Annotated in this window: 25 protein-coding genes; 20 read left to right on the top strand and 5 right to left on the bottom strand. The window is 71.6% G+C overall.

The window, feature by feature from the left end:
• Window position 1 precedes the first annotated feature (1 nt).
• Window positions 2-628, top strand: coding sequence for a DUF2567 domain-containing protein (locus tag AC068D_RS14920; protein ID WP_478823419.1), 627 nt, complete (start codon window positions 2-4; stop codon window positions 626-628).
• 246 nt (window positions 629-874) lie between these two features.
• Here the strand turns inward: AC068D_RS14920 and ybaK are convergent, their stop codons facing one another.
• The 4 genes from ybaK to AC068D_RS14900 form a co-directional block, all read right to left on the bottom strand.
• Window positions 875-1,369: a Cys-tRNA(Pro) deacylase gene (ybaK, locus tag AC068D_RS14915; protein ID WP_478823418.1), complete on the bottom strand. Its 495-nt coding sequence runs from the start codon at window positions 1,367-1,369 to the stop codon at window positions 875-877.
• A gap of 105 nt (window positions 1,370-1,474) precedes the next feature.
• A complete protein-coding gene (locus AC068D_RS14910; protein WP_478823417.1) occupies window positions 1,475-2,215 on the bottom strand; it encodes an LON peptidase substrate-binding domain-containing protein in 741 nt (246 codons plus the stop codon).
• Window positions 2,216-2,220: 5 nt separating this feature from the next.
• Window positions 2,221-3,300, bottom strand: coding sequence for a hypothetical protein (locus AC068D_RS14905; RefSeq protein WP_478823416.1), 1,080 nt, complete (start codon window positions 3,298-3,300; stop codon window positions 2,221-2,223).
• Between the two features lie 552 nt (window positions 3,301-3,852).
• A complete protein-coding gene (locus AC068D_RS14900) occupies window positions 3,853-5,460 on the bottom strand; it encodes an oxidoreductase (RefSeq protein ID WP_478823415.1) in 1,608 nt (535 codons plus the stop codon).
• A gap of 216 nt (window positions 5,461-5,676) precedes the next feature.
• Here AC068D_RS14900 and hisD point away from each other — a divergent pair, with 216 nt between their 5' ends.
• The 10 genes from hisD to AC068D_RS14850 are packed head-to-tail and all read left to right on the top strand — an operon-like array spanning window position 5,677 to window position 13,455.
• Complete coding sequence (gene hisD / locus AC068D_RS14895; RefSeq protein ID WP_478823414.1) at window positions 5,677-7,044, top strand: histidinol dehydrogenase; 1,368 nt, start codon at window positions 5,677-5,679, stop codon at window positions 7,042-7,044.
• Window positions 7,045-7,085: 41 nt separating this feature from the next.
• Window positions 7,086-8,204 carry a histidinol-phosphate transaminase gene (locus AC068D_RS14890; RefSeq protein ID WP_478823413.1) on the top strand — a complete coding sequence of 373 codons (1,119 nt, stop codon included), beginning with the start codon at window positions 7,086-7,088 and terminating at the stop codon, window positions 8,202-8,204.
• Complete coding sequence (gene hisB / locus AC068D_RS14885) at window positions 8,201-8,794, top strand: imidazoleglycerol-phosphate dehydratase HisB (RefSeq protein ID WP_478823412.1); 594 nt, start codon at window positions 8,201-8,203, stop codon at window positions 8,792-8,794. Before AC068D_RS14890 ends, hisB begins: the two co-directional genes overlap by 4 nt.
• 2 nt (window positions 8,795-8,796) lie before the next feature.
• Entirely contained in the window at window positions 8,797-8,961 is a 165-nt protein-coding gene (locus AC068D_RS14880; RefSeq protein WP_478823411.1) for a hypothetical protein, read from the top strand.
• Window positions 8,958-9,599, top strand: a complete 642-nt coding sequence (gene hisH, locus AC068D_RS14875) for an imidazole glycerol phosphate synthase subunit HisH (RefSeq protein ID WP_478823410.1) — start codon at window positions 8,958-8,960, stop codon at window positions 9,597-9,599. The genes AC068D_RS14880 and hisH overlap by 4 nt, the downstream gene beginning before the upstream one ends.
• Window positions 9,600-9,601: 2 nt before the next feature.
• Window positions 9,602-10,330, top strand: coding sequence for a bifunctional 1-(5-phosphoribosyl)-5-((5-phosphoribosylamino)methylideneamino)imidazole-4-carboxamide isomerase/phosphoribosylanthranilate isomerase PriA (gene priA / locus AC068D_RS14870; protein ID WP_478823409.1), 729 nt, complete (start codon window positions 9,602-9,604; stop codon window positions 10,328-10,330).
• Window positions 10,327-10,740 (top strand): RidA family protein, encoded by a 414-nt coding sequence (locus AC068D_RS14865; RefSeq protein ID WP_478823408.1) that lies wholly within the window; start codon window positions 10,327-10,329, stop codon window positions 10,738-10,740. The genes priA and AC068D_RS14865 overlap by 4 nt, the downstream gene beginning before the upstream one ends.
• On the top strand, window positions 10,737-11,492 hold the full coding sequence (hisF, locus tag AC068D_RS14860) for an imidazole glycerol phosphate synthase subunit HisF (protein WP_478823407.1): 756 nt from the start codon (window positions 10,737-10,739) through the stop codon (window positions 11,490-11,492). The genes AC068D_RS14865 and hisF overlap by 4 nt, the downstream gene beginning before the upstream one ends.
• Before the next feature lie 7 nt (window positions 11,493-11,499).
• Window positions 11,500-12,153, top strand: coding sequence for a hypothetical protein (locus AC068D_RS14855; RefSeq protein WP_478823406.1), 654 nt, complete (start codon window positions 11,500-11,502; stop codon window positions 12,151-12,153).
• Between the two features lie 57 nt (window positions 12,154-12,210).
• Window positions 12,211-13,455 carry a serine hydrolase domain-containing protein gene (locus AC068D_RS14850; RefSeq protein WP_478823405.1) on the top strand — a complete coding sequence of 415 codons (1,245 nt, stop codon included), beginning with the start codon at window positions 12,211-12,213 and terminating at the stop codon, window positions 13,453-13,455.
• A gap of 4 nt (window positions 13,456-13,459) precedes the next feature.
• On the opposite strand, the gene AC068D_RS14845 is transcribed toward AC068D_RS14850, so the two are convergent.
• Window positions 13,460-14,101 (bottom strand): TIGR03085 family metal-binding protein, encoded by a 642-nt coding sequence (locus AC068D_RS14845; protein ID WP_478823404.1) that lies wholly within the window; start codon window positions 14,099-14,101, stop codon window positions 13,460-13,462.
• An 84-nt stretch (window positions 14,102-14,185) separates the two neighbouring features.
• On the opposite strand from AC068D_RS14845, the gene hisI reads away from it, so the two are divergent.
• The 9 genes from hisI (at window position 14,186) to trpA (ending at window position 21,101) form a co-directional block, all read left to right on the top strand.
• Window positions 14,186-14,545 (top strand): phosphoribosyl-AMP cyclohydrolase, encoded by a 360-nt coding sequence (hisI, locus tag AC068D_RS14840; RefSeq protein WP_478823403.1) that lies wholly within the window; start codon window positions 14,186-14,188, stop codon window positions 14,543-14,545.
• An 11-nt stretch (window positions 14,546-14,556) separates the two neighbouring features.
• Window positions 14,557-16,068, top strand: coding sequence for an anthranilate synthase component I (locus AC068D_RS14835; protein WP_478823402.1), 1,512 nt, complete (start codon window positions 14,557-14,559; stop codon window positions 16,066-16,068).
• A 23-nt stretch (window positions 16,069-16,091) separates the two neighbouring features.
• Complete coding sequence (locus AC068D_RS14830) at window positions 16,092-16,733, top strand: TIGR02234 family membrane protein (protein ID WP_478823401.1); 642 nt, start codon at window positions 16,092-16,094, stop codon at window positions 16,731-16,733.
• Between the two features lie 94 nt (window positions 16,734-16,827).
• Window positions 16,828-17,091 (top strand): HGxxPAAW family protein, encoded by a 264-nt coding sequence (locus tag AC068D_RS14825; protein ID WP_478823400.1) that lies wholly within the window; start codon window positions 16,828-16,830, stop codon window positions 17,089-17,091.
• A gap of 205 nt (window positions 17,092-17,296) precedes the next feature.
• On the top strand, window positions 17,297-17,767 hold the full coding sequence (locus tag AC068D_RS14820; protein WP_478823592.1) for a DUF2752 domain-containing protein: 471 nt from the start codon (window positions 17,297-17,299) through the stop codon (window positions 17,765-17,767).
• A gap of 127 nt (window positions 17,768-17,894) precedes the next feature.
• Window positions 17,895-18,704, top strand: coding sequence for an indole-3-glycerol phosphate synthase TrpC (trpC, locus tag AC068D_RS14815; protein WP_478823399.1), 810 nt, complete (start codon window positions 17,895-17,897; stop codon window positions 18,702-18,704).
• Between the two features lie 9 nt (window positions 18,705-18,713).
• Window positions 18,714-18,929: a tryptophan biosynthesis modulator TrpM gene (trpM, locus tag AC068D_RS14810; protein WP_478823398.1), complete on the top strand. Its 216-nt coding sequence runs from the start codon at window positions 18,714-18,716 to the stop codon at window positions 18,927-18,929.
• Window positions 18,930-18,999: 70 nt separating this feature from the next.
• Entirely contained in the window at window positions 19,000-20,292 is a 1,293-nt protein-coding gene (gene trpB, locus AC068D_RS14805; protein ID WP_478823397.1) for a tryptophan synthase subunit beta, read from the top strand.
• Window positions 20,289-21,101, top strand: coding sequence for a tryptophan synthase subunit alpha (gene trpA, locus AC068D_RS14800; protein ID WP_478823396.1), 813 nt, complete (start codon window positions 20,289-20,291; stop codon window positions 21,099-21,101). The genes trpB and trpA overlap by 4 nt, the downstream gene beginning before the upstream one ends.
• Window positions 21,102-21,176 lie beyond the last annotated feature (75 nt).

Raw genomic sequence — 21,176 nt, 5'->3', positions numbered from 1 at the left:
GGTGACCGCACCTCTGACGCCGCCCCACCAGCCTTCGTCGCACGATGCGCCCTGGAACCCGCCGTACCCGCTCCATCTCGAGGACGGAGAAGGGCAGGACATGAAGAGGGAGCTGCGACAGGCCGCGTTCGTCCTGCCGGCCCTGGTGCTCGCGGGTGTGGCGCTCGGCCTGCTGTGGCTCTGGCTGGCGCCGCGAGTGGGGCTGATCGCCACGGACAAGGCGGTGTTCGTCGCTGAGAACGAGGGTGAGGCGGCGGCGGGCGCGGACGGTACGTTCGTGCTGCTGGCGCTCGGCTTCGGAGCGCTGAGCGCGTTGCTGGTCTTCCTGATCAACCGGCGCGGCGGGATCGCGCTCGTCCTCGCACTCGCGCTCGGCGGGCTGCTGGCCTCGCTGCTGGCATGGGGGATCGGCTACTGGTTCGGCCCTGAGCACGATGTCGTCGCCCATGCGCGTGCCGTGGGGCAGGGCGTCACCTTCGACGCACCGCTGCAGCTCCGCTCCCGTGCGGCTCTGCTGGCCTGGCCGGTCGCCGCCATGGTGGTCCACCTGGCGCTGACCGCCCTCTTCGCTCCCCGCGACCCGGAGCCGGACTGGCCGTCCCCGCTCGGGGGCGAGGACCAGCGCTGACCGGGACGGCATGATCCCGCCCCGGTCCGCGGACCCACGGGCCGCAGGGACGGGGAGAGGGTGCGCCGCAGACGCCAGAGGGCGCCCCAAACGCTCCTCGCCGTTACGCGGGCCGGCGGCCGTGATTCGCGCGATGCTTCCGGATTCGCCACTTCCGCTTGCGGGTGCGTTTGGACATCTGGCCCCCTGGGCTCGACTCGTCCTCGGTCCTTCGGTCGTATCGAAGGAAGCGCCCGCCGTCGAGGGCTAGACCCGGCCGATCGGAGCCAGTACCGCGCCCGTCAGGGCCGCCAGATCGGAGGGCGAGAGCTCCACCTCCAGGCCGCGGCGGCCGGCCGAGACGCAAATGGTCGGGTGGGTGCAGGCCGAGGAGTCGAGGACCGTGCGGAGGCGTTTGCGCTGGCCCAGGGGCGAGATGCCGCCCCGGACGTAGCCCGTGGTCCGCTCCGCCGCCGCAGGGTCGGCCATGGCCGCGCGCTTGCCGCCGACCGCGGTGGCCAGGGCCTTCAGGTCCAGTTGCCCGGCGACCGGGACGACGGCGACGGTGAGCTCGCCGTCCACATCGGCCACGAGGGTCTTGAAGACCCGCTCGGGGGACACGCCGAGGGCCTCCGCGGCCTCCTCGCCGTACGAGGGCGAGCCCGGGTCGTGCTCATAGGCGTGGACGGTGAATTCCGTACCCGCAGCCGTCAGTGCCACCGTCGCCGGCGTCCCGCCCTGCTTCCTGGGCTTCTTCGCCACAGTCCTCGTTCCTCGTCGTCCCTCGTCGCCGGTCTTCGTCCGGGCCGGTTCGTGCTCGTTCGTGTGTTCGTGCTCGTCGGTCGTTCGTCCCCCGCCGTGCCCGGATCAGTTGGGGCTCGTCGGCGAGCGTGTGAGGTCGACCGCCGGCAGCGACGGAAGATGACGTATGACCGCGGTCTCGGAGCGCAGCAGCTTCAGCTCCTCGCGCAGCCGCGTCGCGGTGTCCGGCGCCTGGAGAAGCCGCTGCTTCGCCGGGGTGTCCAGCACCGCTGCGGCGGCCACCAGGTACGACACGACCGACGGCTCGTCCGGCAGCTCGGCCCCGGTCGACAGCGAGCGCTCCCGTGCACCTGCCAGCCGCTTCTGATAGGTCCGGAACGCCCGCAGCACACCTTCCGCGAGTGTCCCCGCCTCGTCCCCCGACTCCTCGGGGATCTCCTCGAGTTCGGCGGTCAGAAAGGGCCCGCCTGCATCGACGGAGAGGAGTTTGACCCGGGTTGTGCCGGTGGCCAGCACCTCGAAACTGCCGTCCTCACGCTCGCGGATCGTCGCCGCGTCCGCGATGCACCCCACCCTGTGGAATGCCTGGATGACGTCCGGGCCGAAGCCCGCGGCCGGGCCCTTCTCCGGCAGCGCGGTCTGGTCCGGCATCCCGGGCGCTGTCGGCGCCACCTCGCGGCCGTCGCGGATGGCGACCACGGCGAACCGGCGGGGTTCGGACTCGTCGGTCTTCAGCAACTCGCGCATCATGGCGCGATATCGCTCCTCGAAGACGTTCAGCGGCAGGACGAGGCCCGGGAAAAGTACCGCGTTGAGCGGAAAGAGGGGCAGGCGAGCGGTGGTCACAGCGGTCAAGCGTAATGGCCGCCGGACGGGCTCCGCCCTGCCCGTCTACGGATCGGACCGAGCGGCCCCGGCCGGCCGTGCGAACCGGCCTGCGACTGCCTGATCGGTGTTGCCGACGCCACCTCGATCCGTACGCCGTCCCGTGCCTCCAGAAACCGGCCGAGCGGATCGTCCGTCAGGCAGTTCCAGGGGAACGAGGCCGCGTACGGTCCGATGAGCCGGAACTGGTCCAGTGCCTCCGTCCACCGCCGACGGGCGATGAGTACGTACACCAGGAGATTGCGCACCTCTGCAGGCCAGGGGTCGCCCGCTGCGTACTCACCAGACAGCGCGATCGCCAGATCGGCCGCGGCGTCCATCCGGTCGGCCAGTACGGCGCTCGGTTCGCCGCTGAGCAGCAGCGCGAACGCGGCACGCACGGGGAGGGCCTGCACCAGCGAGCCGGGCAGCGCGTCCTCCGCCGCGCGCTCGGCGAAGTCGAAGCACTCGCGGTGCGAGCCGTACCAGACGGCGGAGAGGTACTGGAGCGCCGCGACATGACAGCCGTAGTGGTGTGAGGAGCGGCGCACGGCCTGCTCCCACAACGCCTCGAACTCCGTGTGCGTCACATGCGTGCCGCGAGCGTGGTCGAGCGCGAGTCGCCAGGGCACCGGATCGCGGGGACCGGCCTCCGCGGCGGCGTCGATCAGTGGCCCGACCTCGCGGAGCCGCTCGGCACCGGCAGGCGACTCCCAGGCCCTGCGCACCGCGAGTTCGGCCTTCACCAGCAGGGCGTCCGGGTCGCGGGGCGCAATGGCGAGCCAGTCGGCCAGCCAGTCCCCCCGGTTGTACGCGAACGCCGCGAGCCGTGTCACATAGCGGTCGCGGTTCTCCCATTCGGCCGCGTCGCGTGTGGTGGCGAGCAGTGCGGCGGCCGGCTCGTGGTCGCCGAGCGCCGCGGCGACGAGCGCGGGGCCGAGTCGCGCGTCGGGCGCGTCGAGCAGCACCGCATCGTCCGGGGGCAGCCCTTCGGCGAGCCGCGGGGTGTGTCGGACCATGCGGGCGGTGCTGATCAGGGCACGGAGCAGAGACATGGTGCGGACCATTGAAAGCTGCAGGTAGGGGTAGCGCCAGGGGGCATCTGTGAAGTTTTGGTAGCAGGTGGAATGGTTGTCCTGTCATCGGTCAAGAAAGCGCAAAGGAGCGGGAGTGCGCGGGCGCGTGAAGAGCGCAACCCGGCGCCAGTTGCGGCGTGTTCGGCGCGGGTTCGGCGGGCGCGCCACCCGCGCGGACCGCTCTCGGCAGGACCGCCAGGGGCCTGCAGTCTCGACCCGTCGACCCGGGCACCGTCGCCGGCCGCAGCCGAGGCGTTGGCTGCGGCCTGCGCTCTCGGCGGGCGCGTCGCCGCCGTACGTGCGCCGACCTCGGGGGTACGGGAGGGGCAGGGCTGTGCGCCTGCGGTCCCGGACGGGCACCGGCCCGGACCTGGCGCGTACCTGCACGGCCAGGGACGGGTGCCGGGTGCCGGCGACCATGCGTGGGCCCGGGGGGCCGGTCCCCGTGCGTTCGGGTGGCGGAGCCCGGCCGCGGTCCGTCCCGCGCGGCCGTCCCGTCCCGTCTCCGCGCGGTCGGCCCGGGCCCGTTCCCCCGGGCGGCCGTCATCCCCGCCTGAGCAGCCTCGAAGCCCCTGCCGCCACCGTCGTCGCGAGGATCCAGCCCAGCAGGACCAGCGCTGCCGCGACCCACTGCCAGTGGCCCTCCAGCCGCCAGTAGCCGTCCTGGCCCAGGTTGATCACGGGCAGCAGCAGGTCCAGGGCGAAGAGGGCGGCGTTCCACTGCGGGTGCTCGTCGGGCTTGATGGCCGCGGGATCGTGACTGGAGAAGGCCACCGCGCCGGCGGCCCAGAGCACCGCCATCCAGAGCGCGGCCCGTCCGGGGCGGTAGCCGTACGCCACCGTCCAGTCCTGCAGAAAGCCCCACAGCTTCGCCGCCAGGGGCAGCGTCTCGCGGCGGCGCCTCTGCTTGGCGAGCAGCACCTCGCGCGCTTCCGCGTCCTCGCCACTGTTGCGCAGCACCGTGGCGAGCCGTTCGTACGGCTCCGGTGCGTACTCGGGGGTGGCCGCGGCCACCCACTCCAGCCGCCGCGCGAGGGGGAAGCGGCTGTAGGGGACGAGGTTCTCGTAGGCGAAGCCGCCCATCGCGAGCCCGCCCGGCCCCGGCCAGCTCGTCGACAGGTCGATCAGGGTGACCACCTTCGCGCCGTTCAGCACGACCCGTCCCTCCTCCGGCCGCTCCCCGTTGAAGCGCAGCTCGGGGGTGACGATCCTGCGCAGCGACAGCTCCTCGCGCCGGGCGGAGCACAGCACGAAGCGGGCCTTGTAGAAGTCGACCGCGTCACCGAAGCGCCCGTCGTCCAGCCGCACACCGCCGTGGCACTCGAAGCGCTGCTCACGCTGGCCGGGTGTGCGGCCGCCCTCGGCTCCGGATATGCCGAACGGTGGCGTGGTCCCCGGGTCGCCCGTGACATTCACCCATGCCCGGGTCATGTACAGCGTCCGCTCCACCGTCAGCTGCGGGGCGTTCAGCGCCCGCCGCCCCTCCCCGGCCCTCAGCCGGCTGCCGCGCAGGCTCAGTGACACGCCCACCTTGGCGCCCCGCAGACTGACCTCTCCATAGGTCTCGATCAGCTCGGCCTGCAGGTCCTGGCCGACGGACAGGCCGTCGGCGGCGATCGCCCTGCCCCGGCGGTCCGGCCACACCTGGACCTGGTTGATCAGCAGATCCGTTCCTATCTGGGCGTCCGTGAGCCGCATCCCCCGCTCGATGCGGCAACGCGGCATGTGGAGATCACCTTCGGTGTGCAGCCGGGCGCCCTCCAGCCTGGGTATCGCGCAGCCGACCATGCGCAGGGTCGTGAACCTCGCCTCGGGAAACTCCAGCTCGTGCTCGAAGCGGCAGCCCGTGAGCTCGACATAGGGCCCGATCGTCCCGCCGGCGAGCTTCAGCCGCCCCGTGATGAACGCGCCGCGCAGCTTGAGCGCGCACACCCGGCCGGGCTGCGCGGGCGGGCCGCTGAGCAGCAGCATCGCGATGACATCGGCGCGTACGCTGCGTTCAGGGCCCCAGAGCCGGCCGGAGAAGGGATCGTTCAGCAGCGGACTGCTGTCACGCAGGTCGCAGGTCCTCCCGTTCTCGAACGAGGTCCACACGGCCCTTTCGGCCGTGGTGAGATCGTCGGGCATGTCGATGCCCTGCGGCTCGGTCAAGGCCGCCCCCTCGCTTCCCCGGTGGCTTCCCCGGTTTCGTACAGCCGTTCTTCCCTCTGAGTAACGGACTGAACGCTAGTGGTCATGAACGACTTCTGTGACACGCGGGATGGCGCAAAGCGCTCGATGAAGGGGTGGTGGCAGAGAGGGGGCAGACGCGTATCAGCCAGTGATACGCGCGACCGGTCCCTGACGTCCGTCTGCGAGAATTGACCCGTGATCTCTCGAATCGACCTGCGCGGCGACGCCCTCCCGGACGGCGGCGCCCTGCGCGACCTGCTGCCCCGTGCCGAGTTCGACGTGGCGGCCGCCCTGGAGAAGGTGCGGCCGATCTGCGAGGACGTGCATCATCGGGGCACGGCGGCGCTGGTCGACTACGCGGAGCGGTTCGACGGTGTGCGGCTGGAGCGGGTCCGGGTGCCCGCCAAGGCTCTCGCCGAGGCGCTGGAGCAGCTCGACCCCGCGGTCAGGGCGGCCCTGGAGGAGTCGATCCGGCGCGCCAGGATCGTTCACCGCGAGCAGCGCCGCGACACGCACACGACCCAGGTCGTTCCCGGCGGCACGGTGACCGAGAAGTGGGTGCCGGTCGGGCGTGTGGGTCTGTACGCGCCGGGCGGACGTTCCGTCTACCCGTCCTCCGTGATCATGAACGCGGTTCCGGCGCAGGAGGCGGGCGTCGAGTCCATCACGCTCGCGTCGCCGCCGCAGAAGGAGTTCGGCGGGCTGCCGCACCCGACGATCCTCGCCGCCTGTGCACTGCTCGGCGTCGACGAGGTGTACGCCGCCGGGGGCGCCCAGGCCGTCGCCATGTTCGCGTACGGCACCTCGGGACCCGACGGGTGCGCGCCGGCCGACATGGTGACCGGCCCCGGCAACATCTGGGTAGCCGCCGCTAAGCGCTACTTCACCGGCCGCATCGGCATCGACACCGAGGCCGGACCGACCGAGATCGCGGTGCTCGCCGACGCCACCGCCGACCCGGTCCACGTGGCGGCCGATCTGATCAGCCAGGCCGAGCACGACCCGCTGGCAGCGGCCGTCCTCGTCACCGACTCGCCCGAGCTCGCGGACGCCGTCGAGCGGGAGCTGGAACCGCAGATCGCGGCGACCAAGCACGTCGAGGACCGGATCGTGCCCGCGCTGTCCGGCAAGCAGTCCGCGATCGTCCTCGTCGACGGCATCGCGGAGGGCCTGCGCGTCGTCGACGCCTACGGTGCCGAGCACCTGGAGATCCAGACGGCCGATGCGACCGCAGTCGCGAACCGGGTCCGCAACGCGGGCGCGATCTTCGTCGGCCCCTGGGCCCCGGTCTCCCTCGGCGACTACTGCGCGGGCTCCAACCATGTGCTGCCCACCGGCGGCTGCGCATGCCACTCCTCCGGACTCTCCGTCCAGTCCTTCCTGCGCGGCATCCACATCGTGGACTACACGCGTGATGCGCTCGCCGAGGTCACCCACCACGTGGTGACCCTGGCGGAGGCGGAGGACCTTCCGGCGCACGGCGCGGCGCTGAAGGCACGGTTCGGTGGGGCCATCCCCACGCGCGAAGCGCAGTGGGGGAGGAAGGTACCCGAGAGCAAGTGAGCACGAAGCAAGTGAGCACAGAGCGCGTGGGCACGGAGCACATGAGCACGAGCGACGTCGGCATCGACGACCTCCCCATCCGGGACGAGCTGCGGGGCAAGTCTCCCTACGGCGCGCCCCAGCTCGCCGTACCCGTGCAGCTCAACACCAACGAGAACCCCTACCCGCTGCCCGAGCCGCTGGTCGAGCGGATCGCGGAGCGGGTCAGGGAGGCCGCCCGCGGCCTCAACCGCTACCCGGACCGCGACGCGGTGGAACTGCGCACCGAGCTCGCCAGGTATCTCACGCGCACCGGGAAGCACCCGGTCGCCCTGGAGAACGTCTGGGCGGCCAACGGATCCAACGAGGTCATCCAGCAGCTGCTGCAGACCTTCGGCGGCCCGGGCCGTACGGCCATCGGTTTCGAGCCCTCGTACTCGATGCACGGTCTGATCGCCCGAGGCACCGGTACCGGCTGGCTCTCCGGACCCCGCAACGACGACTTCACCATCGACGTACCGGCGGCCGCGGCGGCCATCGCACAGCACAGGCCGGACGTCGTCTTCATCACGTCCCCCAACAACCCGACGGGGACCGCCGTCGACGCCGCAACGGTTCTCGCCCTGTACGACGCCGCCCAGCAGGCCAGGCCGTCGCTGGTGGTCGTCGACGAGGCGTACGTCGAATTCAGCCACCGTCCCTCGCTGCTGCCGCTGATCGAGGGCAGGCCGAATCTGGTCGTCTCACGGACCATGTCCAAGGCCTTCGGCGCGGCGGGGCTGCGCCTCGGCTATCTCGCCGCGCACCGGGCCGTGGTCGACGCGGTCCAGCTCGTACGGCTGCCGTACCACCTCTCCGCCGTCACCCAGGCCACGGCGCTGGCCGCCCTGGAGCACACCGATACGCTGCTGAAGTACGTCGAGCAGCTCAAGGAGGAGCGGGACCGGCTGGTCGCCGAGCTGCGCGCGGCCGGTTATGAAGTGACCGAGTCCGACGCCAATTTCGTCCAGTTCGGACGCTTCGACGACTCCCATGACATGTGGCAGAAGATCCTCGACCGGGGTGTCCTCGTCCGTGACAACGGCGTACCGGGGTGGCTGCGGGTCACTGCCGGCACCCCCGAAGAGAACGACGCGTTCCTCGACGCGGTCCGTGAGTTGAAGAAGGAGCAGAGCGCATGAGCCGCGTAGGGCGCGTGGAGCGCACCACGAAGGAGACCTCCGTCGTCGTCGAGATCAATCTCGACGGCACCGGAAAGGTCGATGTGTCGACCGGGGTCGGCTTCTACGACCACATGCTGGACCAGCTCGGCCGCCACGGTCTGTTCGACCTCACCGTCAAGACCGACGGCGACCTTCACATCGACTCCCACCACACCATCGAGGACACCGCCCTCGCGCTGGGCGCCGCCTTCAAGCAGGCCCTCGGCGACAAGGTGGGGATCTACCGCTTCGGCAACTGCACCGTGCCCCTGGACGAGTCGCTCGCCCAGGTGACCGTGGACCTCTCCGGCCGTCCGTACCTCGTGCACACCGAGCCGGAGAACATGGCGCCGATGATCGGCGCCTACGACACGACGATGACCCGGCACATACTGGAGTCCTTCGTCGCCCAGGCGCAGATCGCGCTGCACGTCCATGTGCCGTACGGCCGCAATGCCCACCACATCGTGGAGTGCCAGTTCAAGGCGCTGGCCCGGGCCCTGCGGTACGCCTCCGAGCGCGACCCGCGCGCCGTCGGAATCCTGCCTTCGACGAAGGGTGCGCTGTAACCGTGACGGGACTCTCCACCCTGCTGATCGTCGTCGGGCTCTTCCTGGTCGGCGGCATCATCTCCTTCGCCAGGCAGCAGATGCCCAAGGGCCTGATCGTGCTGCTCTCCATCGGCGCCGCGCTGTGTCTCGCCGCGGGCGTCCTGCGCCTGGACGTGTGGTCATGACCGAGCGCAAGAAGGTCGTCGTCTTCGACTACGGTTTCGGCAACGTCCGGTCGGCCGAGCGGGCCCTTGCCCGCGTCGGCGCGGACGTCGAGATCACCCGTGACTTCGACACGGCCATGAACGCCGATGGACTCCTCGTCCCCGGCGTCGGGGCCTTCTCCGCCTGCATGGAGGGGCTGACGGCGGCGCGCGGTCACTGGATCGTCGACCGCCGGCTCTCCGGCGGCCGGCCGGTCATGGGCATTTGCGTCGGCATGCAGATCCTCTTCGAGCGCGGTATCGAGCACGGGGTCGAGACGGACGGTCTCGACGAGTGGCCCGGCACGGTCACGCCGCTCAAGGCACCGGTCGTCCCCCACATGGGCTGGAACACCGTCAAGGCTCCCGAGGACAGCGAACTGTTCGCCGGGCTGGACGCCGACGCCCGCTTCTACTTCGTGCACTCGTACGCCGTGCACGAATGGTCCCTGGAGATCACCAACCCCGCGATGCGCGCCCCCAGGGTCACCTGGGCGACTCACGGCGAGCCGTTCGTCGCGGCCGTCGAGAACGGCGCCCTGTGGGCGACCCAGTTCCACCCCGAGAAGTCCGGCGACGCCGGCGCCCAGCTCCTCACCAACTGGATCGAGACCCTCTGATCATGGCTCAGAAGCTTGAACTCCTTCCCGCCGTGGACGTCCGCGACGGCCAGGCCGTCCGGCTCGTCCACGGAGAGTCCGGTACGGAGACCTCCTACGGCTCCCCGCTGGAGGCCGCCCTCGCCTGGCAGCGCGCGGGGGCCGAGTGGCTGCATCTGGTGGACCTCGACGCGGCGTTCGGGACCGGCGACAACCGGAATCTGGTCGCCGAGGTGACCGGGGCCATGGACATCAAGGTCGAGCTGTCCGGCGGCATCCGCGACGACGCCTCGCTCGCCGCGGCCCTCGCCACCGGCTGCACCCGCGTCAACCTGGGCACTGCCGCCCTGGAGACCCCCGAGTGGGTCGCCAAGGTCATCGCCGAGCACGGCGACAAGATCGCGGTCGGTCTCGACGTGCGCGGCACGACGCTCCGCGGCCGGGGCTGGACCCGTGACGGCGGCGACCTCTACGAGACGCTGGCCCGTCTCGACTCCGAGGGCTGCGCCCGGTACGTCGTCACCGACATCGCCAAGGACGGCACCCTCCAGGGCCCCAACCTGGAGCTGCTGCGCAATGTCTGCGAGGCCACCGACAAGCCCGTCGTCGCCTCCGGCGGTGTCTCGTCGCTGGACGACCTGCGCGCGATCGCCGAGCTGGTCCCGCAGGGGGTGGAGGGCGCGATCGTCGGCAAGGCGCTCTACGCCGAGGCGTTCACCCTCGAAGAGGCGCTCGAGGCGGTGTCGCGATGAGCGACGCCGTCCGCCGCGTCGCCGGCAGCGGTCCCTGGGAGGAGGCCTTCGGGTACTCCCGGGCGGTCGAGCTGCCGAACGGCATGGTGCTGGTCTCCGGCTGTACGTCGGTGATCGACGGCGTGTTCGCCGACGGCGGTCCCTACGAGCAGGCGGTCAACTCCTTCAACGTCGCTCTCGACGCGCTGAAGGAGCTCGGCCTCGGCACCGGGGACGTGGTGCGCACGCGGATGTACCTCACGCACGCCCGTGACGTGGACGAGGTGGGCCGGGCCCACAAGGAGCTGTTCGGCGCTGTGCGGCCCGCCGCATCGATGCTCATCGTCTCCGGCCTCGTGGACCCGCGCCTGGTCGTCGAGGTCGAGGTCGAGGCGATCCGGCCCGCCGGAGAATTCGGAGGAGCGGCATGACCCTGGCGGTCCGAGTCATCCCCTGCCTGGACGTGGACAACGGCCGGGTGGTCAAGGGGGTCAACTTCCAGAACCTTCGGGACGCGGGCGACCCGGTCGAGATGGCCAAGCTGTACGACGCCGAGGGCGCCGACGAGCTGACCTTCCTGGACATCACGGCATCGTCCGGCGACCGCGAGACGACGTACGACGTGGTGCGCCGCACCGCCGAGCAGGTCTTCATCCCGCTCACGGTGGGCGGCGGCGTCCGCTCGGCGGACGACGTCGACAAGCTGCTGAGGGCCGGCGCCGACAAGGTCGGAGTCAACACGGCGGCCATCGCCCGCCCCGAGCTGATCCAGGAGATCGCCGAGCGCTTCGGCCGCCAGGTGCTCGTGCTGTCGGTGGACGCCCGCCGCACGCCCGGGGGCACGTTCGAGGTCACCACGCACGGCGGCCGCCGCGGCACCGGCATCGATGCCGTCGAGTGGGCCCACCGGGCCGCCGAACTGGGCGCGGGCGAGATCCTGCTCAACTCGATGGACGCGGACGGCACCAAGGACGGCTACGACACCGAGATGATCGCCGCCGTGCGGAAGCACGTCACGGTCCCCGTCATCGCCTCCGGCGGTGCGGGCAAGCTCGCCGACTTCCCGCCGGCCGTCGCGGCGGGTGCGGACGCGGTCCTCGCGGCATCGGTCTTCCATTTCGGCGATCTGCGGATAGGGCAGGTCAAGGAAGCCCTCCGGGACGCCGGGCACCCCGTCCGGTGACCGGAAGGTGAGGAGTTCCTGGGACCGCCGGCTCGGCTGGACCCGCGGACTCGTGTCCGAGGATCCCGCCGAGCATGCGGCGGCGCTGCGGCGCCACATCGCCCTCCACGCCGTCCTCGACGAGCCGGTGCCGCGCGGGCACCGTCGCCGGCTGCGGTTCCGGCACTCCATGAGGAGGTACCGGGCGCGCAGGCACCTGCTTCCGGGCGGCCTCTGGTCCGGCCTGCACGAGGTCACCGAACTCGTGCGGCCGCCACGGCTCCCCTACGCACTGAACCTGCTCGAGTGGGAGGCCCGCCACCCGCAGGAGTGGACCGCTCATGCCAAGGACTGGGGCACGAAGGAGCAAGTCCTGCGCAGTCTCACGCGCGCGCGGCCGGACGAGACGACACGAGCGCGCCTGGCCGCGCTCGTCCTGCTCGTCGTGGACCGCCCCTACCGGTGCAAGGACCGGCACTACGTGGGCGTCGCACGCGCGGTGGACAGCCCCTCGCTGCGCGCCGGTCTGGAGACGCTGGCCGCCTCGTCCACCCCGTGGGCCCGGCTGCACGCCGCGTACGTGCTGAAGCTGCTGGCCGATCCGGCGATCCCCAACACCCGTGCGACGTGGGAGCGCCATCTCGCCGCCGATGCCGCCGGGGAGCCGTGTCCCGCACGCTGAGCCCGCCGGTTCCCCACCGGCATGGCTCGGTCCGGCCGATTGGTCGACAATGTCCGTATGGGACGCATGTGGTCCGCCACACTTCTCCTGGCCGGGACGCTCGTGGCCGCGAGCCTCCAGGCCACTGCCACTGCCGACGCGGCCGCCCCCGCCCCTTCCGCACCGGGCAACGGGCGGCCTTGCGTCAGTTCCCCGAAACCCACGGACGGACCGTCCCGCGAGGTCCTGCGGATCGCCGAGAGCGCCAAGAAGGAGCTGGGGCTCAATTCCGTGCTGCTGCGGGTCACCAGGCAGGGCGAGGAGGTCGTCACGGCGGGCCTGGGGGAGTCGATGACCGGAGTCCCCGCCACACCCGCCATGCACTTCCGCTCGGGATCGGTGGCGATCGCCTACATGGGCACCGTCCTGATGCAACTGGTGGAGGAGAAGAAGGTCGGACTCGACGACCCCGTCTCCCGGTGGCTGCCCGACCTGCCGCACGCGGACGAGATCACCCTGCGGATGCTCGGCGACTCCACCTCGGGCCTCGCCGACTACGTCACCGACCCCGCGTTCGTCGCCGCGCTGGAGGCCGCCCCCTTCCGCCAGTGGACGTCCGGGGAAACGGTGGACTACTCGACCAGCCGTCCTCTCCTGTACGAGCCGGGCACCAACTGGAGCTACTCCCACGCGAACTTCCAGCTCCTCGGCGCTGCTCTGGCGAAGATCACCGGAACGCCGCTCGACGACCTGCTGGAGCAGCGCGTGATGGGGCCCCTGGGCCTGGACAACACCAGTAACAGCTTCACCCCGGACATCCCCGGACCGGTGCTGCACGCCTTCACCGCCGAACGGGGAAAGTACGAGGAGTCCACCTTCTGGAACCCGTCCTGGACCACGGCTCCCGGTGCCGTGCAGACAACGAACATCTGCGACCTGGCCCGCTCTGCGACCGCCATCGGCTCGGGGGAGCTGCTCTCGCCTGCCGCGTTCCGGACCCAGCTCGACCCCGGCACCGTCGGCCTCGGCAAGGCCACGAAGAAGTGCCCTGCCACGGTCTGCCGCACCAACACCCGAGCCGGGCACTTCGGCATCGGCGTACTCGTGGTGAACGGCTGGGTCGTCCAGAACCCGTCGTTCTCCGGGTACGCCGCCGCGCAGGGCTATCTCCCCGCCGAACGTCTGGCCATCGCGGTCGCGACGACGCACGGGCCCAGGACCCCGGAGCGCAACAGCGCCGAGACGATCATGGGCCGGATCGCCGAGGCCCTCGCCCCGGACCACCCGGGCCCGGTCACCCCGGCGATCCTGCCGCCCTCCTGACGGGCTACAGCCCGCTCATCCCCAGCTGGGCCGTGCCGATCCTGGCGATCGCGTCCTTGTCGCCCTCGAGCTCCACCCTGGCCGCGTCCTGCCGCCCGAAGGCGAACATCGTCAGCTCACCGGGCTCGCCGGTCACCGTGACGACCGGAGCGCCACGGTGGGCCACGGCCGTCTGGCCGTCGGGGCGGCGCAGCACCACGCCCACCGGTGCCTTGCGCCCGAGGAGCCTGGCGGCCCTCTCCAGCCGGGACCACAGTGCGTCCGCGAAGACCGGGTCGAGATCCCGCGGGGTCCAGTCGGGCTGGGCCCGCCGTACGTCCTCGGTGTGCACATAGAACTCGACCGTGTTCGCCCCCTCGTCCACCTGCTTGATCGCGTACGGCGACATCCTCGGCGGACCGGTACGGATCAGCTGGATCAGTTCCTCGTACGGTTTCGCGGCGAACTCGGCCTGCACCCGCTCCAGACGGTTCCTCAGCGGACTCAGCAAGATCCCAGCGGCCGCGTCCGGGCGGCGCTCACGCACCACAACGTGGGCCGCCAGATCACGGGTGTTCCACCCCTCGCACAGGGTCGGTGCCTCGGGGCCCGCCGCCTCCAACAGATCGGCGAGCAGAAGCCGTTCACGCTTGGCATGGGTCGACATGCCGGCCAGCCTACGGCCGTCGCGCCGAGTCCGCCCAGTGGACGCACCGCCGGACGGGGCGTGCGGGCGCGGCACAATGGCTTCATGACCAGTACGCCCCGTGCACTCGACCCCGCCATCGCCGCCCGCCTCAAGCGCAGCGCCGACGGCCTGGTTCCGGCCATCGCCCAGCAGTACGACACCGGTGAGGTGCTCATGCTCGGCTGGATGGACGACGAGGCCCTGCACCGCACCCTCACCACCGGGCGGGCCACGTACTGGTCGCGCAGCCGCCAGGAGTACTGGGTCAAGGGCGACACCTCCGGCCACGTGCAGCACGTCAAGGCGGTCGCGCTCGACTGCGACGCCGACACCGTCCTGGTCAAGGTCGACCAGATCGGCTCCGCCTGTCACACGGGCGACCGCACCTGCTTCGACGCCGACGTGCTGACGCTGGGCCAGTAGGGTCGTACGCCATGGATCTCGAGACCTTCCGCAAGCTGGCGGCCGACCGCCGTGTCATCCCCGTCAGCCGCCGCCTCCTCGCCGACGGCGACACCCCGGTCGGCCTCTACCGCAAGCTCGCGGCTGAGCGGCCCGGCACCTTCCTCCTCGAATCCGCCGAGAACGGCAGGTCCTGGTCCCGCTACTCCTTCGTCGGCGTACGGTCCGCCGCCACGCTCACCGTCCGCGACGGCCAGGCCCACTGGCTCGGCACCCCGCCCGTGGGCGTCCCCACGGACGGTGACCCGCTCAAGGCGCTCAGCGCCACGGTCGAGGCCCTGCACACTCCCCCCACGCCCGGCGGTGTCGGCGGGGACATGCCGCCCTTCACCGGCGGCATGGTCGGCTACCTCGGCTACGACATCGTCCGGCGGCTGGAGAAGATCGGCGAGCACGGCCGGGACGATCTGCGGCTGCCCGAGCTGACCATGCTGCTCACCTCGGACCTCGCCGTCCTCGACCACTGGGACGGCAGCGTCCTGCTGATCGCCAACGCGATCAACCACAACGACCTCGACACGGGCGTCGACGAGGCGTACGCGGACGCCGTGGCCCGTCTCGACGCCATGGAGGCCGACCTGGCCCGGCCCGTCGACGGCCGGCCGCACGCCCTGCCGCCGTCCGAACTGCCCCCGTACTCCGGGCCGATGTGGAGCGGTGAACAGTTCCAGGACGCCGTCGAGGACATCAAGGAGCGCATCCGCGCGGGCGAGGCCTTCCAGGTCGTGCCCTCCCAGCGCTTCGAGACCCCGTGCGCGGCGAGCGCCCTCGACGTCTACCGGGTGCTGCGGGCCACCAACCCCAGCCCCTACATGTATCTGCTGCGCTTCCCCCACGAGGACGGCGGCTTCGACGTCGTCGGCTCCAGCCCGGAGGCGCTGGTCAAGGTCGAGGACGGGCGCGCCATGGTGCACCCCATCGCCGGGACCCGCCCGCGCGGCGCCACCCCGCAGGAGGACCAGGCGCTCGCCGAGGAACTGCTCGCCGACCCCAAGGAGCGCGCCGAGCATCTGATGCTGGTCGACCTGGGGCGCAACGACCTGGGCCGCGTCTGCGAGCCCGGCTCGGTCGAGGTCGTCGACTTCATGTCGATCGAGCGGTACTCGCACGTCATGCACATCGTCTCGACCGTGACCGGCAAGGTCGCCGAGGGGCGTACCGCCTTCGACGTGCTGACCGCCTGCTTCCCCGCGGGCACGCTGTCCGGCGCCCCGAAGCCCCGGGCCATGCAGATCATCGAGGAGCTGGAGCCGTCCCGGCGCGGACTGTACGGCGGCTGCGTCGGCTACCTGGACTTCGCGGGCGACTCCGACACCGCCATCGCCATCCGCACCGCCCTGCTGCGCGACGGCACCGCTTATGTGCAGGCCGGAGCGGGGATCGTCGCCGACTCGGATCCCATGGCCGAGGACGCCGAATGCCGCAACAAGGCGGCCGCGGTGCTGCGTGCCGTGCACACGGCGAACCGGCTGAACGGCAACTGAACGCATAAGGGATAGTGGGGTGCGTGAGTGCTGCATCCGTACCCCAGCCCCGTACCGAGAGCGCCACGGCCGCCGCGAGCAGTCGGCGCGGTCTCGCGGCCGCACTGCTGCTCGGCGCCGTCGGCGCCGCCGTGGTGCTCCTCGCCTCCGGTCAGCCCTGGGCCGCGGGCACGACAGAGACGCTCGGTGCCGATGTGCGGCTGGAGGCCGGCGGCCGCGACGTCACCGGTGTGCCGGCCGCACTCGCCGTCGTCGGCCTGGCCGCACTCGTCGCGCTCTTCGCGGTCCGCGGCAAGGGCCGGCTGCTCGTCGCCGTCCTGCTCACCCTCAGCGGTGCGGGCGTGGCGATCGCCGCGTACGACAGCGTCTCCGGGACCGCGGCGCTCGACGACCAGGCACGGCGGACCACCGGGGACAGTGCGGCCGTGGTGGACTCGCTCACCCACACCGCGTGGCCGTTCGTCAGCGCCGCCGCCGGACTGCTGATCCTGGCCGCGGGTGTGCTCGCCCTGCGGTACGGCGCGTCCTGGCCCGCGATGTCCGGTCGCTACGAACGCGACGGAGGCGGAGGCGCCCGCAAGGCCCGCCCGGTGGCTGATCCGGACCGGCCCGAGGAGCTGTGGAAGGCCCTCGACCGCGGCGAGGACCCCACCCGCGATCAGTGACGACCCCCACGTCCCGGCAGCCCCGGGCGTACGGGACAATGGGGTACGAGCGCCCGGCTCACCCCACAGCGCACCACCGACGAGGAGCACATTCATGGCGGGCAGCAGCCACGGACACACCCCGGCCGCCTGGACCGGCGTCATCATCACCATCATCGGCTTCTGCATCGCGGGGGGCTTCATGGTGGCGGCCAACCCGCTCGGCTTCTGGGCCGGAATGGCGGTGACCCTGCTCGGCGGCGTCGTCGGCCTCGCGATGAAGGCCGCGGGACTCGGCATGCCGAAGCAGCAGGCCATCCGGGTGCAGTCCGCCGCCCCGGTCGCGCAGCCCACCCCGGCCGAGGCCACGGCCTCCTGACCCGGCGGGGCCCCGAGCACCCCTGAGCGCTCCGAGCGAGGCGCAGTCCGGCGAGCCCGGGCTGCGCCTCTCGGCATGCCCGGGGGACAATTACTGGGTGGATGCCATTCCTGCCGCCGCCGCTGTCCCGGACGAGCCCTCCGTGACGGGGCCCGCACCCGTACCCACGTCCGGCACCGGGCACGACGCCGGGCCGTGGTTCCGGGTGGCCTCCGATCCCGGCTCCGTGCCCGGCCCGGCACCCGACCTCGCGCCGGGGCGGCCCGGGGGCGGTTCCGTCCCGCTCGCGCGGCGGCTCGCCTCGCCACTGGCCACCATGGCGGGTGTGGTCGCCGCCTTCGCCTACGTGGGCACGGTCGACCCCAACGAGCCCGGCCACTACCCCGTCTGCCCGCTGCTGCGGATCACCGGGATCTACTGTCCCGGCTGCGGCGGCCTGCGCAGCGCCCATGCCTTCGCCCATGGCGATCTCGGCGCGGCACTGGGCGCCAACGCCCTCGCCACCGCCGGCTACGGGATCTTCGCCGTGCTCTGGGCCCTCTGGCTCGTGCGCTCGGCGCGTGACCGGCCCCTGCGGATCGGCCTCGCTCCCGTCTGGTGGTGGGGTCTGGGAGGAATTCTGCTGGTCTTCACCGTCGTCAGAAATCTTCCGTTCGGGGCGGTCCTCGCCCCATGACCCGCAGTAAGCGGTTCCAGGTAGTGGGACGCCCGTCAACCGGATGCGGGGCCTACGCCCTCCTACGGATACCATCGACATTGCTGACAGTGATCCACCATCAACCTCCCGGAAGGGGGCCGCTCGCGTGAGTGTGCTCGACGAGATCATCGAAGGCGTGCGCGCGGACCTCGCGGAGCGGCAGGCGCGGGTCAGCCTCGAGGAGCTCAAGGAGCGTGCCGCCAAGGCGCCCCAGGCCAAGGACGGCATCGCCGCGCTGCGTGGCGAGGGCGTCAAGGTCATCTGCGAGGTGAAGCGCTCCAGCCCCTCCAAGGGCGCGCTCGCCGCGATCGCCGACCCGGCCGCACTCGCCGCCGACTACGAGGCGGGCGGCGCAGCCGTCATCTCCGTCCTCACCGAACAGCGCCGCTTCGGCGGCTCGCTCGCGGACCTCGAGGCCGTGCGGGCCAGGGTGGACATCCCGGTGCTCCGCAAGGACTTCATCGTCACCTCGTACCAGCTGTGGGAGGCTCGCGCGTACGGCGCCGACCTGGCCCTGCTGATCGTCGCCGCACTCGACCAGGAGGCACTCGTCTCACTGATCGAGCGGGCCGAGTCGATCGGCCTCACCCCCCTCGTCGAGGTCCATGACGAGGAGGAGGCCGAGCGGGCCGTGGAGGCCGGGGCCAAGGTCATCGGTGTCAACGCGCGCAACCTCAAGACCCTCGAGGTGGACCGCGCCACGTTCGAACAGGTCGCACCCGAGATCCCGGCGGGCATCGTCAAGGTCGCCGAGTCCGGCATCCGCGGCCCGCACGACCTGATCGCGTACGCCAATGAAGGCGCCGACGCGGTCCTGGTCGGGGAATCCCTGGTCACCGGTCGTGACCCGAAGGCCGCCGTGGCCGATCTGGTCGCCGCCGGCGCCCACCCGGCCCTGCGGCACGGGAGAGGCTGAGCCCCACCCATGACCTCCGTCGTCCGTCGCGCATCCGCCACCCGGCCGGGTTTTCGTCGCCCGGCCGGAGCGGCTGCCCCGGCACGCCTGCCGCACGCGCCCCTGGCGCGCGGCTGCCGCCCCCGCGGCTGCCGGGCCCCGGCGCGGCGGGTGCACGGACGACGTGTCCGGTATGTCATCGGCGACGAGCCCGGCCAGGTCAACGGCATGCGATGGCGTCGCTGAGCCACGCGCTCAGCGATCACACGTCATCACCATCACTTCTTCCGGCTTTCAGCTCACAAGGAGTTCTGGCATGCCCAGCGACTACTTCATTCCCGACCCCGAGGGCCTGGTGCCCGACGCCAAGGGCTACTTCGGGGACTTCGGCGGCAAGTTCATCCCCGAGGCGCTCGTCGCCGCCGTCGACGAGGTGGCCGTCGAGTACGACAAGGCCAAGGCCGATCCCGCGTTCGCGGCCGAGCTCGACGATCTGCTCGTCAACTACACGGGGCGCCCCAGCGCCCTGACCGAGGTCCCCCGCTTCGCCGAACACGCGGGCGGAGCGCGGGTCTTCCTCAAGCGCGAGGACCTCAACCACACCGGCTCCCACAAGATCAACAATGTGCTGGGGCAGGCCCTGCTCACCAAGCGCATGGGCAAGACCCGGGTCATCGCCGAGACCGGCGCCGGGCAGCACGGCGTCGCCACCGCGACCGCGTGCGCGCTCTTCGGCCTCGACTGCACCGTCTACATGGGGGAGATCGACACCGAGCGCCAGGCGCTGAACGTCGCCCGGATGCGCATGCTCGGCGCCGAGGTCATCCCGGTGAAGTCCGGCAGCCGCACGCTCAAGGACGCCATCAACGAGGCGTTCCGCGACTGGGTCGCCAATGTCGACCACACCCACTACCTCTTCGGCACGGTCGCGGGCCCGCACCCCTTCCCGGCCATGGTGCGCGACTTCCACCGGGTCATCGGTGTGGAGGCCCGCCGCCAGATCCTGGAGCGGGCGGGCCGCCTCCCGGACGCCGCGGTGGCCTGTGTCGGCGGCGGATCCAACGCCATCGGCCTGTTCCACGCCTTCATCCCGGACACCGGCGTACGGCTCGTGGGCTGCGAGCCCGCGGGCCACGGCGTCGAGACCGGCGAGCACGCGGCCACGCTGACCGCCGGTGAGCCGGGCATCCTGCACGGCTCGCGCAGTTACGTCCTCCAGGACGACGAGGGCCAGATCACCGAGCCGTACTCGATCTCGGCCGGGCTCGACTACCCGGGCATCGGCCCGGAGCACTCGTACCTCAAGGACAGCGGGCGCGGTGAGTACCGGGCGGTGACCGACGACGCCGCGATGCAGGCGCTGCGGCTGCTCTCCCGCACGGAAGGGATCATCCCGGCCATCGAGTCCGCGCATGCGCTGGCCGGTGCGCTGGAGATCGGCAAGGAGCTCGGCACGGACGGACTGATCGTCGTCAATCTGTCCGGCCGCGGGGACAAGGACATGGACACCGCCGCCCGCTACTTCGGGCTGTACGAAGCAGAGGCCGACGCTGCCGTCGAGGCCGACGCGGCGGGCGAGATCGCCGAGATCGAGGGGGACGCCAAGTGAGCGGGAACATTCGGCTGCTGAGCGACACCCTGGCGCGTGCGAAGTCCGAGAACCGGGCAGCGCTCATCGCGTACCTCCCGGCCGGTTTCCCGACCGTGGACGGAGGCATCGAGGCGGTCAGGGCCGCGTTCGACGGCGGTGCGGACATCGTCGAGGTCGGTCTGCCGCACAGCGACCCGGTCCTCGACGGCCCCGTCATCCAGACCGCCGACGACATCGCCCTGCGGGGCGGGGTCAGAATCGCGGACGTCATGCGTACGGTTCGCGAGGCGCACGAGGCCACCGGGAAGCCGGTCCTGGTGATGACCTACTGGAACCCGATCGACCGGTACGGCATCGAGCGCTTCACGGCCGAGCTCGCCGAGGCGGGCGGCGCGGGCTGCATCCTGCCCGATCTTCCGGTCGAGGAGTCCGCCGTGTGGCGCGAGCACGCGGACAAGCACGGCCTCGCCACGGTCTTCGTCGTCGCGCCGAGCAGCAGGGACGAACGGCTGGCGAAGATCACGGCGGCGGGTTCCGGCTTCGTCTATGCCGCCTCGCTGATGGGTGTCACCGGCACCCGTGAATCGGTCGGCGCCCAGGCCCAGGATCTGGTCGGGCGCACCCGCGCCGCGACGGATCTGCCCGTCTGCGTCGGGCTGGGGGTGTCCAACGCAGAACAGGCCGCCGAGGTCGCGGGCTTCGCCGACGGCGTCATCGTCGGCTCGGCCTTCGTCAAGCGCCTGCTCGACGCGGACGGCCACGCGGCCGGTATCGCCGCCGTGAGGACACTGGCGGGCGAGCTCGCCGAGGGCGTGCGCAAGCGCTGAGGGCCCGGCAGGTTCCGGCCGCATTCCGCTCACCCTTACGGGTGGACCTCGGGCGGGGAGGCACATACGTGCCTC

The sequence above is a fragment of the Streptomyces sp. NPDC043861 genome (assembly GCF_056435905.1).
Note: the sequence above shows the minus strand (reverse complement) of the source record. Positions and strands in the feature narration are given on the sequence as shown.